The organism is Flavobacterium crocinum, assembly GCF_003122385.1.
Taxonomy (GTDB): domain Bacteria; phylum Bacteroidota; class Bacteroidia; order Flavobacteriales; family Flavobacteriaceae; genus Flavobacterium; species Flavobacterium crocinum.
In genome coordinates this window covers 2,862,285-2,875,092 of the sequence record NZ_CP029255.1, presented here as the reverse complement: position 1 = coordinate 2,875,092, position 12,808 = coordinate 2,862,285, and the positions used below count along the sequence as shown (strand labels likewise).

Sequence of the window (12,808 nt, the reverse complement as noted above, 5' to 3'; positions counted from 1 at the left end):
TTTTATAAATTCGTGATAAACAATTAGATATCATGATTCTACCCTGGCATTTATATTTAATGGCTTTGCTTTATATAATGGCAGGTATTAATCATTTTAGAAAACCTGGAATGTATATTAAAATCATTCCACCCGCATTTAAGAACCCCAAATTAATAAATATTTTAAGTGGAGCTGCCGAAATAATTTTAGGCATCCTCCTAACCCTGCCTTTTACGAGAAGTTTTGCTGCCTGGGGAATTATAGCTTTGTTAATAGCGGTATTCCCGGCAAATGTGTATATGCTTCAAAATAAAAAAGCAGGTTTTGGTTTACCAAGATGGATTTTATTTGTACGTTTGCCCTTACAATTAGTTTTGATTTATTGGGCTTACCAATATTTATACTAACATTCATTAACCATTAAATTATTTTATTATGAAAAAATTATTTGCAGAGTTTTTTGGGACTTACTGGCTTGTTTTTGGTGGTTGCGGAAGTGCCATATTTGCAGCAGGAATTCCTAATTTAGCAATAGGATTCGCCGGAGTTGCATTGGCATTTGGTTTAACAGTACTTACAATGGCTTATGCTGTTGGTCATATTTCAGGCGGTCATTTCAATCCCGCTGTTTCCTTTGGTTTGTGGGCAGGAGGAAGATTTCCAGCCAAAGACCTTATTCCGTATATTGTTGCACAATGTGTTGGAGCTGCAGCTGCAGCGGGAACTTTGTACACAATAGCTTCCGGAAAAGCCGGTTTTGCGATTGATAATACTAAAGCCGGAGCTTTTGCATCAAATGGTTTTGGCGCATTTTCTCCAGATGGTTATTCTTTACAATCTGCTTTCATTGCAGAATTTGTTCTTACTTTATTTTTCCTTTTAGTCATTCTGGGCGCTACAGATAAATTTGCCAACGGAAGATTTGCAGGAATTGCTATTGGTTTAGCCTTGACATTAATTCATTTAATCAGCATTCCAATTACTAATACTTCTGTAAACCCGGCCAGATCTTTATCTCAGGCTATTTTTGTAGGCGGAGAACCTTTATCTCAAGTTTGGCTGTTTTGGGTCGCCCCTATTCTTGGAGCCGTAGTTGCCGGTTTTATTTATAAAACGCTGTTACAAAATCATGCAGAAGCATAACTAAAAAACACTTTCACCTAAATAACAATATTAAATAAGGCATAGTAGATTTACTATGCCTTATTTATTTTTTGAAATCGAGCCTCTATAATACAACAAACTTTTCTATAAAAAATCACCAACGATATCGATATAGTATTGTCAAAATATTTATTTTTGAATAAAAACACTGTTGAATTATGAATGATATCATAGCTTATTTCAGTACAATTCCGTCTACCCACAGAAGCCTTATTCTAGTTGGCGGCATCACCATTTTCTGGCTGATTGAAAACGCTTTTCCTTTATTCAGAATGGAGTACAAAAAATGGCCACATGCCGGGATAAACTTCTTTTTTACTTTCACGACCATTGTGGTCAATTTTGTTTTAGCATTTATCTTAATCAGAACAGCCGAATGGACAATCGAAAATCATTTTGGTCTTTTACAATGGATTTCTCCAATGCCAATCTGGCTTTACACCGTATTAGGTTTATTACTTCTTGATTTAATTGGTGCTTATCTGGCACATTATGTAGAACATAAATTCAAATATTTATGGCAGTTTCATCTGGTGCATCATACCGATACTTGGATTGACACTACGACTGCTAACAGACATCACCCGGGCGAAAGTGTTATTCGATTTGTTTTTACCACCGTAGGTGTTTTAATCGTTGGCGCGCCCATGTGGATGGTTTTTCTTTATCAGTCATTATCTGTAGTCGCATCACAGTTTAATCATGCCAATATTGCTCTTCCTGAAAAACTGGATACTTTCCTGAGCTATTTCATCGTTTCGCCAAATATGCACAAAGTACATCATCATTATGTGCTTCCTTATACCGATAGCAATTATGGAAATATTTTCTCGATTTGGGACAGGCTTTTTGGCACTTTTACCACTTTGCCAAAAGAAAAACTAATTTATGGCGTAGATACTCATATGAAATCTGAGGAAAATAACGAGTTAAAGAATCTGCTAAAAATACCATTTCAAAAATCACGATCTTTCAAAAACAGTTAAAATCAGTAAAAAAAGTAGACTTTACTTAACCAACCTATTATTTTTTTTTTTAATATTGATACAGAAATTGAAAATCAATCTATTAATAATTAACACCCTATTTTGAATTAATTTTCACGAGATGAAAAAGAGTAGCCGCAAAGAATTGACTCCGGAACAAACTGAAAAACTTGTTTCGTTAGCTTTAGAAGAAAGAAATCCATTTGAAATTATAAAAAAAGAATTTGGATTAGCAGAAAAAGAAGTCTTGGAAATCATGAAGAAGAAAATGCCTCTTGAAAAATTTGAGATGTGGAAAAAGAAGGCAGTTGCAAACAAACCAAAACCAAAACCGATAAAAATAGATGATTTTGATGAAGATTTGGATGGAAAATATTATATAAAAAATAAATTTGACTAAAAATTTAAAGCTCTTGTTTTCAGGAGCTTTTTTTTATTTTTAAATTTAATGTGATTTTTTAGTAACTTTTCGATACTTTTTGTGTCAAATACAATTAACTAAACATAGACAAATGAAGAAAATACTTTACACCTTAGCTCTGGCGGTAACCTTTTGGAGCTGTAAAACAGGTAGCACTGGAGCCGCTAAAAGCAATACGGTAGAAGTGAACATTAATTTAACTGACGTAAAAGACGACAAAGTTTTAGTTACTGTTACTCCGCCAGCCATTAAGACAGACGAAATTGTTTACAGTATTCCTAAAACTGTTCCGGGAACTTATTCTACAGACAACTACGGAAAATACTCTGAAGATTTCAAAGCTTTTGATGCCAAAGGAAATCCGCTTACCGTAAAAAGAATTGACGATAATTCTTGGTCAATCTCCAATGCAAAAACTTTAAAAAAAATTACTTATTTAGTAAACGATACTTTCGATACTGAAAAAGGAACCGGATTTGGAAACGACGATGTTTTCTCTCCTGCTGGAACAAACATTGATGCCGGTAAAAACTTCATGGTCAATACACATGGTTTTGTAGGTTATTTTCAAGACAAATTAGATGTTCCTTACAAAGTTACCATTACGCATCCTGAAACACTTTGGGGAGCAACTTCTATGACAGACGAAGATGCAAGCAACACATCAGACGTATTTAAAACTCCTCGTTATGCGGTTTTAGTAGAAAATCCGATTATGTATGCTAAACCGGATTACACTACGTTTAATGTAAATGGAATGGATATTCTGATCGCCGTTTATTCTCCAACAGGAAAATATACTGCAGAAAGCATCACACCGGAAATGAAAACGATGATGACTGCTCAAAAAAACTTCTTAGGACCAGTAAATGCAACTAAAAAATATAGCGTTTTAGTATATTTATCAAGTATGGCAAAAGACGATGCACATGGTTTTGGAGCTTTAGAACATCCAACTGCAACAACGGTTGTTTTACCGGAATCTATGCCTAAGGAAAAATTGGTAGAAACAATGAAAGATGTAGTTTCTCACGAATTCTTCCATATAGTAACACCGTTAACAATTCACTCAAAAGAAATTCAGTTTTTTGATTATAATGCACCAAAAATGTCTGAGCATTTATGGATGTATGAAGGTGTTACTGAATACTTCGCAAACCTTTTCCAAATCAATCAGGGTTTGATCGATGAAGCTGAATTCTATACTCGTATTGCTGATAAAATTGAGCAGGCTAAACAATTAAATGATACGATGTCGTTTACTGTTATGAGTAAAAATGTATTGGAACAGCCTTATAAAGATCAATACTTAAATGTATATCAAAAAGGAGCTTTAATCGGGATGTGTATTGATATTATCATCAGAGAGAAAAGCAACGGCGAAAGAGGTATTTTAGATTTAATGCATAAATTATCTAACGAATATGGTGTTGAAAAACCATTTAATGATGATGAACTTTTCGCAAAAATCACTTCATTAACATATCCTGAAGTTGGGGAATTCTTAAACAAATATGTCGCAGGAACAACTCCAATTCCTTATGATTTCTATTTAGCAAAAGTTGGCGTAGGAAAAGCAACTGAGAAAAAAGCCGGAAATCCATTCATTAAAGGACAGATTCCAAATATCACAATAGATAAAGCAACAAAAGAAATTGCTGTTCGTCCTGAGTCAGAATCAATTGAATTCTTCAAAAATCTGAATTTAAAAGGTGGTGATAAAATTTTAACAGTAAACAACAAATCATACAATTTAGATAACATTTATGATTTGATTACTGAAAGTGAAAACTGGAAAGATAATGATCCAATCACTTTGAAAATTAAACGTGGTACAAAAGAAGAAACTATAAAAGGAACTGTAAAATTACCATTTGAAGAAGCTGAAACTTTTAAAGTTGTTGATCCTTCAAAAGAGAAACTTAGAAATGCATGGTTAAAAGGATAATTTCTTTTTAAGACATAAAAAAACCGACAATTACTTGTCGGTTTTTTTATGCTTATTTCTTCAAAGGAAATTTCCAGTCAAATTCATCTTTATTATTGATGATAGCTCCAATTTCGAATTTTACAACCTCATCAAATTCTGTTTGCAGAATAAACCAGTTGTCTTCGTTAAAGTAGTTTTCAAAAGTATCAAAAGTTTCCTGATTGTATTTTGTTATTCCTTTTGTTGCCAGATCTTTCTTTACGTCAGCAATTTTTCTTCCGATTAATTTGAATCCGAAAACTTCCAGATTATTACTTGAAGCTACGATGTAACCTAATCTAAAATCTTCTTCCTGATAAAAAGTCAATCGTGCTTTTAGTGCATTGTACACAAAAATCACGTTTTCATCTTCGTCTTTATAGTTTTTATCAGGTTTTCCTAGAGCCGCTGTTACATCATTCTGCTTCATTCCGAAAAGCAGTTTATCAATTCCTGATTTTAAATTTATTTTCATATTTACTTGTCTTTATTTAAAGGGCAAATTTCGTAAAGTTTTTTATTGTTCTGCCACGAATTACACAAATTTTCTCGAATTTAATGGTACACTCTTGTCAAGTTGAGCGAAGTCAAAGCCTTTTTTCGTTATAAAAACCCTTTGACTTCGCTCAGCGCGGCATTTATTAGGTTTGTAAAAAACTTAGCTTCTTAGTCCCTTAGAATCTTAGCATCTAATATTTCTTTTTATTAGGCTTATTAGTCATATAAAACACAATCTTTCCGCCATTCATCACATCTGCATGTTTTAAAAATGGTCTGTCTAAAGGTTTTCCATTCAGCAAAACTTTGCTCACAAATACATTTTTATCAGATTGGTTTACTGTTTCAACTTCAAAGTTTTTTCCGTTTTCTAAATTGAAAACGCCTTTTTTTACCAGCGGACTTCCTAAAGCATATTCATCAGAACCCGGTGCAACAGGATAAAATCCTAATCTGCTGAAAATATACCAGGCGCTCATTTGTCCAAAATCGTCGTTTCCGCCTAAACCATCTGCTCCATTGCGGTACATTTTTTTCAAAATCATTCTGATTTTATCCTGTGCTTTCCAGGGAGAATCTGTCCAATTGTACAAATACACAACATGGTGAGAAGGCTCGTTGCCGTGAACGTAATTTCCAATGATTCCGTCTCTGGTAATGTCTTCTGTATTTTCAAAATATTTATCCGGAAGATGCATATTGAATAACGAGTCTAAACGAACTTTAAACTGATCGTTTCCTCTCATCATCTTAATCATTTCTGATGGATTATATGGCACGTACAAACTGTAATTCCATGAATTTCCTTCAATAAAACCTTGTCCGTGCGTATCAAGAGGATCAAACTCTTTTTTAAAAGTTCCATCAGCTAATTTTGGACGCATAAAACCAGTTTTCGCATCATAAACATTTTTATAGTTTTCAGCTCTTTTAATGAATTCATTATAAATATCTGTTTTTCCAAGTTTCTTCGCCGCTTGCGCAATTGCCCAGTCATCGTAAGCATATTCTAAAGTTTTAGAAACCGAAGCTCCGTTTTTATCTTCCGGGACGTAACCTTGTTTCATATAATATTCCAGTCCGTCATAATAAGGTACTTTTGCCGTATTGACACAAGCCTGAAGCGCTTTTTCTGCATCAAAACTGATATTGCCTTTTACGATGGCATCTGCCACAACCGAAACCGAATGATAGCCAATCATGCACCAGTTTTCATTGGCATAATGCGACCAGATTGGCAGCATTTTATGAACACTCTGATCGGAATGTGCCAGCATCGAACTTACCATATCGGCATTTCGTTTTGGCTGTACAATATTAAAGAAAGGATGCAAAGCGCGATAAGTATCCCAAAGCGAATAACTGGTATAATTGGTAAAGTTTTCTGCTTTATGAACATTCATGTCTAAACCTTTATAATTTCGGTCTAAATCCATGTATTCTGTAGGGCCGAGAAATGCATGATACAACGCAGTATAGAAATTAACCAAATCTTCTTTTTGAATCGTTTCTACCTGAATTTTATTCAACTCATTATTCCAGATTTCCTGACTTTGTTTTTTTACTTTTTCGAAATCCCAATCCGGAGTTTCTTTTTTCATATTTTCTAAAGCTCCTGCCGAACTCACCGGAGACAAAGCCATTTTGATCTTAATTTTTTCTCCTTCACTGGTATCAAAATCAAAGAACAATTTTAAGTTTTGCCCTGCCATTTCAGGGAAATTCCTGGTTTGATCAAATCTTCCCCAAAAACCTCTGTATACGCTTTTTTCCTGCGCTGCCTGTCCGTAGCTTTTGATTGGTTTACTAAAAGACATGGCAAAATAAACAGTTCGGGTTCTTGCCCATCCATTGGTCTGGCGATATCCCGTAATTAAAGTATCGTTTTCTACCCGAACAAAAGTCCACACATTCTTTTTATCATAATTGTAAATTCCGGAAGTTAAATCTAAAATAATGTGCGCTTCATCCGACTTCGGAAAGGTGTATTGATGCATTCCCACGCGGGTTGTAGCCGTCAATTCAGCTTTGATTTTATGATCTTCTAAAAAAACACTGTAATAAGCTGGTTCTGCTTTTTCAGTAGAATGTGAAAATGCCGATCTATAACCTGACAAAGGTTTTGAAGCAACACCCGGATTTAATTGTAATTTTCCCGTTGTCGGCATGATTAAAAAATCGCCTAAATCAGAATGTCCTGTTCCGCTAAAATGGGTGTGACTAAAGCCTACGATTGTTTTATCTTCATATTGATATCCTGCACAATATTTGTAAACGTCTCCATTGTACTTTCCGTTTAAACTATACGCAATGGTATCTGTTTCCGGACTTAACTGAACGCTTCCAAAAGGCACTGTTGCACCCGGATAAGTATGTCCCATTTTTGCCGTTCCAATCATCGGATCAACGTACTGAATCAGGTTTCGTTTTTCACTTACTTTCTTTTGTGCGTTTATCACAGGAGTAAAACCAAACATCAAAAGAGATATTCCAAAAAGAAAATTTCTATGGTTACTTGTAATCATTTTATCGTTCTTCTTATTTTTTGTTTTAATCTAGAAAAGTACGACAAAAACTGTTTTTAAAAAACATATTTTTGATGCTGCTCAAAAGGTTTTAAATATCTTTGATGTACTAAAAGTATATCGCCAAACATGAAAAAATATATCTTAATTTTTCTTTCTTTTTATTCGACATTCCTTTTCTCTCAAAAAATTGAGAGTTATAAATTAAATAAACAGGAAATCCACGAAAGAGAACTTGAAAACGCAACTGATTTCCCTATTTACAAAGCTTTTGAATATCAGGATAAAGGTGGTGTTTTTGAATTGGTTTTAGCCGAAAATCAAAAAATAATCTCTAAAAAAGATACTTTAAATACCAAAATACAGGCCGTTTGTGTAGTAAATGATCACGGAGGTTTTCTTGAAAAATGGCGAATTAATGATTTATTAGAAGATTACGATCCAAAAGAAACTACTATTTGGTTTTGGACAAAATACTGCAGTACAAAAGATCTTGATGGAGATGGTTATATTGATCCTGTTATTGTATATGGAAGTAAAACGGAATATGGTGAAATAAGACGCGTCAAAATTATTACGGTTTACAAGAACAAAAAATATGTAATTCGGGCAGTCGAATGCGACCTGGATTATTGCAGAAGTTTTAAAAAAGATCAAAATTGGAATTCGCTTCCGCAGAAAATAAAAACGTATATTGATCAGTTAGTAGTAAAACTGAGAAAAGAACAGAATTTACTTTTGAAAGACGGATAAATCTTAATGGTGAATGGTGAATTATTAATTAATGGCTCACCATTAATAATTATTCATTCATTTCATCATAACGTTCCGGAACCTGCGGATCGTAAAGCGGACATTTGAACTCTTCCATGATATCTACTAGTTTATTCATGGTTTTTCCTTCTGTTCCGTAACAATCAATTTTTACACTTTGCGGAGTTGTAATAACTTGAAATGCACCTTTTCCTTTTTGATTTTTCCAGCTGTTTTCGTCTACTCTTTCCCAGTCTGAAAAAACAGAATTGATTCTGTTTACGATTACTTCAATTTGAAGAACAGCCAGACCCTCCACTTCTTGTTTTTCAACAAGTGCTTCATAAACTTCCTGATTGTTCAGGTAAATTTCGTCCAGATATCTCCAAAAAAGTAATTCGTACATAATTCTACAATTTATAAATAGAGACACACTTTTGTGTGTCTCTTGGATTATTTCAAACAAAAGATCAAACCTTTGTAACTTTGAACCTTTGCCTCTTTGTATCTTAAAAATTAATAATTGAATGTTCCGTATTCGCTCGTAATAGTAAGCTTTTTAGAATCAGAAGCTTCTACTCTACCTACGATTTGTGCATCTACATTGAATGATTTTGAAATTTCAATAATATCTTGTGCAATGTTTTCAGGAACATACAATTCCATTCTGTGACCACAGTTAAAAACCTGATACATTTCTTTCCAGTCTGTTTTGGACTGTTCCTGAATTAATTTAAACAATGGCGGAACCGGAAACAAATTATCTTTAATTACATGTAAGTCTTTTACAAAATGAAGAATTTTTGTCTGCGCTCCTCCGCTGCAGTGTACCATTCCATGAATATCTTCCGGAGTATATTTATCTAAAATTTTCTTGATAATTGGAGCATAAGTTCTGGTTGGAGAAAGTACCAACTGACCTGCATTAATTGGACTGTTTTCTACTTCATCCGTTAAATTAACCTGTCCCGAATAAATTAATTCTTCCGGAACGGCAGCATCATAACTTTCAGGGTATTTTTTAGCCAAATATTTTCCGAAAACATCATGACGTGCCGATGTTAATCCGTTACTTCCCATTCCACCGTTATATCCTTTTTCGTAAGTCGCCTGTCCAAAAGATGCCAAACCTACAATTACGTCACCTGCTTTAATATTTGCATTATCTACCACATCAGAACGTTTCATACGAGCTGTTACTGTAGAATCTACGATAATAGTACGAACTACATCTCCAACGTCTGCTGTTTCTCCACCTGTTGAATGAATCGTAACACCAAACGATTTTAATTCGTTGATTAATTCTTCTGTTCCGTTGATGATTGCTGAGATAACTTCAGCTGGGATTAAATTTTTATTTCTTCCAATAGTCGAAGAGAGCAAGATATTATCAGTTGCTCCAACACATAATAAATCATCAATATTCATGATTAAAGCGTCCTGAGCAATTCCTTTCCAAACTGAAAGATCTCCAGTTTCTTTCCAATACATATAAGCCAAAGATGATTTTGTTCCTGCTCCGTCAGCATGCATAATCAAACAGTGCTCTGCATCTTGCGTTAAATAATCGGGAACAATTTTGCAGAAAGCCTGCGGAAATAAACCTTTGTCAATATTTTTAATGGCGTTGTGTACATCTTCTTTTGATGCCGAAACACCTCTTTGCGCGTACCTTTTGCTAGAATCTGAACTCATGAAAATTAGTTTGTGTTGATGTGGTGCAAAGATAATCCCTTTTTTTAATTCTTTGACTTATTCGATTATTTGATTCATAAAAAAAATCGGCAGAATGGGTTCTTCCGCCGATTTCCCTAAATAAAATTGGTTATGAAGCTTTTGGCTTGTTATTTTTATCTTTTCAAAACTGCTTTGAAATAATTGATTTAGTCTCAAAATCATAACCAAAATTAGAAAACTTATTAAAACAGCAACTAAGCAAACCCACATATTTTCAACAACTTAGCATCTTTTCGACAAACTGTAAGACTATCCCGATGAACTTCGAAATTCTCGAAAAATAAAAACAGGAATTTACTTTCTATTTTTTCAAATTAGTAAAAACAAAAAGCCTGTCACGCATGGAAACAGGCTTTAATACAATGAAATAGAAGATTATTTCATAAACAATAACTCTCTGTATTTAGTCAATGTCCAGCTTTCATCATCTACTAATAATTCCAATTTATCACAGTGATTACGAATTTCATCAAAATACGGTTTCACTTTATTGCAATACGCTTCTGCCATTTTTTGAGCATCTGTCAATTGATTGGCTTTCTTTCTTTCGTTTGTCATTGCCAATACTTTAGAATTGATTCCTTCAATATGACCTGAGATTTCTTTAATTAAAACAATCTGCTCACTTGCAAGAGTTTCAAACTCTTTTCCAAAGATTTCTTTCAAACCTTTTACATTTTCAATTAATGTATTTTGGTAACGAATGGCTGTCGGGATTACGTGGTTTCTAGAAATATCACCTAAAACTCTTCCTTCAATCTGGATTTTTTTAGTGTATTCTTCTAATTCAATTTCGTAACGTGCTTCCGCTTCAACATGATTAAAGATTCCTAGTTCAGCAAATAAGTCCAAAGCTTGTTTCGAAACTTTAGCTTTAATCGCTTCGGGAGTTGTTTTAAAGTTACTTAAGCCTCTTTTAGCCGCTTCTTTTTCCCAAGCTTCGCTATAACCGTCGCCTTCAAAAAGGATTTTTTTAGATTGTTTGATGTATTCTCTTAAGACATTAAAGATTGCATCATCTTTCTTCATGTCTTTATTTTCAATAAGATTTTCTACTTCGTTTTTAAAGTCGATTAACTGTTTGGCAACAATAGCATTTAAAGTTGTCATTGCATTGGAACAGTTTGAATTTGAACCAACAGCTCTAAATTCCCATTTATTTCCTGTAAAAGCAAAAGGTGAAGTTCTGTTGCGATCTGTGTTATCTAATAATACGTCTGGAATTTTTCCAACTACGTTTAGCTTAAGATCTGTTTTTTCTTCTGGAGATAATTTTCCAGTGGTTACGCTTTCTAACTCAGACAAAACTTTAGTCAACTGCGCTCCGATGAAAACAGACATAATCGCTGGCGGCGCTTCGTTTGCTCCTAGCCTATGATCGTTACTTGCAGTTGCAATAGATGCTCTTAACAACGTTTCGTTATCATTAACTGCTTTAATCGTATTAATAAAGAAAGTCAAAAACTGTAAATTGCTCATTGGCGTTTTGCTTGGACTCAACAAGTTAACTCCAGTATCTGTTGCCAACGACCAGTTATTGTGTTTTCCGGATCCGTTTACACCTTTAAATGGTTTTTCATGAAATAATACTTTAAAATCATGACGCTCTGCCACTCTCTGCATTACATCCATTAATAAAGAGTTGTGATCAACCGCTAAATTCGTTTCTTCAAAAATCGGAGCTAACTCAAACTGATTCGGCGCAACTTCATTATGACGTGTTTTTACAGGAATTCCTAACAGCATACATTCCTGCTCTAAATCTCTCATATAAGTAAGCGCACGAGTTGGAATCGATCCGAAATAGTGATCGTCTAATTGTTGTCCTTTTGCAGAAGTATGTCCTAATAAAGTTCTTCCTGTCATCATCAAGTCAGGACGAGAATTTGCCAACGCTTTATCAATCAAGAAATATTCCTGTTCCCAACCTAAAGTAGCAGTGACCTTTTTTACGTTTTTATCAAAATAACGGCAAACTTCTGTAGCTGCTTCATCAATTGCAGACAACGCTCTTAATAAAGGTATTTTATTATCTAAAGCTTCACCTGTGTAAGCGATAAAAACAGTCGGAATACATAAAGTAGTACCATATATAAAGGCTGGTGAAGTTGGATCCCAAGCTGTATAACCTCTTGCTTCGAATGTATTTCTGATTCCTCCGTTAGGAAAACTTGAAGCATCCGGTTCCTGTTGTACTAATTGTGCACCGCCAAATTTCTCTACAGGATCACTTCCGTCATAAGAAGTTTCAAAAAAAGCATCGTGTTTTTCTGCTGTAGTTCCTGTTAAAGGCTGAAACCAGTGCGTATAATGAGTAACTCCTTTTGCAAGAGCCCACTCTTTCATTCCCATGGCAATATAATCTGCCATCTTTCTGTCTATTTTAGTTCCGTGCTGAATAGCATCTCTAACTCCTTTAAAAGCATCGGGAGTTAAGTACTGCTTCATTGCTTTTTCGTTAAACACATTTGAACCAAAAAGGCTGGACTTTCTGTCAATTTCTTCAAAATGTACCGGCTTTCTGTTTGAAGCTTCTTTTAGGGCTTGGAAACGTAATGTTGACATGATTATAATTTTAAAAATTCGTATTATTTTTCATATAAAAAATGATCTGCAAATATAAACAAATAAAATCCCTGTTTTAAACTAAAAACAGAGAATTTAACAAAAGGATTTTTCAATATAACTCCCCTTTTTTAAAGAATAATGAAGCCGTTGTAAAGAAATATAACAAAATACCTCAATACTCTCCATTAAATAAACATTTTTTCAC

General features: G+C 34.1%; 11 protein-coding genes. 6 read left to right on the top strand and 5 right to left on the bottom strand.

What is annotated here, in order from left to right:
* Window positions 1–32 precede the first annotated feature (32 nt).
* The 5 genes from HYN56_RS12895 to HYN56_RS12875 all read left to right on the top strand — a co-directional run bounded on the left by HYN56_RS12895 (window position 33) and on the right by HYN56_RS12875 (window position 4,501).
* Entirely contained in the window at window positions 33–389 is a 357-nt protein-coding gene (locus tag HYN56_RS12895; protein WP_109192550.1) for a DoxX family protein, read from the top strand.
* A gap of 28 nt (window positions 390–417) precedes the next feature.
* Window positions 418–1,125: an aquaporin Z gene (gene aqpZ / locus HYN56_RS12890; protein WP_109192549.1), complete on the top strand. Its 708-nt coding sequence runs from the start codon at window positions 418–420 to the stop codon at window positions 1,123–1,125.
* Between the two features lie 179 nt (window positions 1,126–1,304).
* Entirely contained in the window at window positions 1,305–2,132 is an 828-nt protein-coding gene (locus HYN56_RS12885) for a sterol desaturase family protein (RefSeq protein ID WP_109192548.1), read from the top strand.
* Window positions 2,133–2,253: 121 nt separating this feature from the next.
* Entirely contained in the window at window positions 2,254–2,532 is a 279-nt protein-coding gene (locus HYN56_RS12880; protein ID WP_109192547.1) for a DUF2805 domain-containing protein, read from the top strand.
* Between the two features lie 112 nt (window positions 2,533–2,644).
* Window positions 2,645–4,501: a M61 family metallopeptidase gene (locus HYN56_RS12875; RefSeq protein ID WP_109192546.1), complete on the top strand. Its 1,857-nt coding sequence runs from the start codon at window positions 2,645–2,647 to the stop codon at window positions 4,499–4,501.
* Window positions 4,502–4,553: 52 nt separating this feature from the next.
* On the opposite strand, the gene HYN56_RS12870 is transcribed toward HYN56_RS12875, so the two are convergent.
* Window positions 4,554–4,997 carry a hypothetical protein gene (locus HYN56_RS12870; RefSeq protein ID WP_109192545.1) on the bottom strand — a complete coding sequence of 148 codons (444 nt, stop codon included), beginning with the start codon at window positions 4,995–4,997 and terminating at the stop codon, window positions 4,554–4,556.
* Between the two features lie 214 nt (window positions 4,998–5,211).
* A complete protein-coding gene (locus HYN56_RS12865) occupies window positions 5,212–7,545 on the bottom strand; it encodes a GH92 family glycosyl hydrolase (protein ID WP_109192544.1) in 2,334 nt (777 codons plus the stop codon).
* A gap of 129 nt (window positions 7,546–7,674) precedes the next feature.
* On the opposite strand from HYN56_RS12865, the gene HYN56_RS12860 reads away from it, so the two are divergent.
* Window positions 7,675–8,298 carry a M949_RS01915 family surface polysaccharide biosynthesis protein gene (locus tag HYN56_RS12860; RefSeq protein WP_109192543.1) on the top strand — a complete coding sequence of 208 codons (624 nt, stop codon included), beginning with the start codon at window positions 7,675–7,677 and terminating at the stop codon, window positions 8,296–8,298.
* 49 nt (window positions 8,299–8,347) lie between these two features.
* Here HYN56_RS12860 and HYN56_RS12855 read toward each other — a convergent pair whose 3' ends face one another.
* The 3 genes from HYN56_RS12855 to HYN56_RS12840 all read right to left on the bottom strand — a co-directional run bounded on the left by HYN56_RS12855 (window position 8,348) and on the right by HYN56_RS12840 (window position 12,600).
* Window positions 8,348–8,704 carry a hypothetical protein gene (locus tag HYN56_RS12855; RefSeq protein WP_109192542.1) on the bottom strand — a complete coding sequence of 119 codons (357 nt, stop codon included), beginning with the start codon at window positions 8,702–8,704 and terminating at the stop codon, window positions 8,348–8,350.
* Between the two features lie 110 nt (window positions 8,705–8,814).
* Complete coding sequence (locus tag HYN56_RS12850) at window positions 8,815–9,993, bottom strand: AIR synthase related protein (protein WP_109192541.1); 1,179 nt, start codon at window positions 9,991–9,993, stop codon at window positions 8,815–8,817.
* 417 nt (window positions 9,994–10,410) lie between these two features.
* On the bottom strand, window positions 10,411–12,600 hold the full coding sequence (locus HYN56_RS12840; protein ID WP_109192539.1) for a glutamine synthetase III family protein: 2,190 nt from the start codon (window positions 12,598–12,600) through the stop codon (window positions 10,411–10,413).
* Window positions 12,601–12,808: the final 208 nt, after the last annotated feature.

Coding starts and splice junctions, on each gene's coding strand:
- HYN56_RS12895 (WP_109192550.1), top strand. CDS start 33: ATGATTCTACCCTGGCATTTATATTTAATGGCTTTGCTTTATATAATG.
- aqpZ (WP_109192549.1), top strand. CDS start 418: ATGAAAAAATTATTTGCAGAGTTTTTTGGGACTTACTGGCTTGTTTTT.
- HYN56_RS12885 (WP_109192548.1), top strand. CDS start 1,305: ATGAATGATATCATAGCTTATTTCAGTACAATTCCGTCTACCCACAGA.
- HYN56_RS12880 (WP_109192547.1), top strand. CDS start 2,254: ATGAAAAAGAGTAGCCGCAAAGAATTGACTCCGGAACAAACTGAAAAA.
- HYN56_RS12875 (WP_109192546.1), top strand. CDS start 2,645: ATGAAGAAAATACTTTACACCTTAGCTCTGGCGGTAACCTTTTGGAGC.
- HYN56_RS12870 (WP_109192545.1), bottom strand. CDS start 4,997: ATGAAAATAAATTTAAAATCAGGAATTGATAAACTGCTTTTCGGAATG.
- HYN56_RS12865 (WP_109192544.1), bottom strand. CDS start 7,545: ATGATTACAAGTAACCATAGAAATTTTCTTTTTGGAATATCTCTTTTG.
- HYN56_RS12860 (WP_109192543.1), top strand. CDS start 7,675: ATGAAAAAATATATCTTAATTTTTCTTTCTTTTTATTCGACATTCCTT.
- HYN56_RS12855 (WP_109192542.1), bottom strand. CDS start 8,704: ATGTACGAATTACTTTTTTGGAGATATCTGGACGAAATTTACCTGAAC.
- HYN56_RS12850 (WP_109192541.1), bottom strand. CDS start 9,993: ATGAGTTCAGATTCTAGCAAAAGGTACGCGCAAAGAGGTGTTTCGGCA.
- HYN56_RS12840 (WP_109192539.1), bottom strand. CDS start 12,600: ATGTCAACATTACGTTTCCAAGCCCTAAAAGAAGCTTCAAACAGAAAG.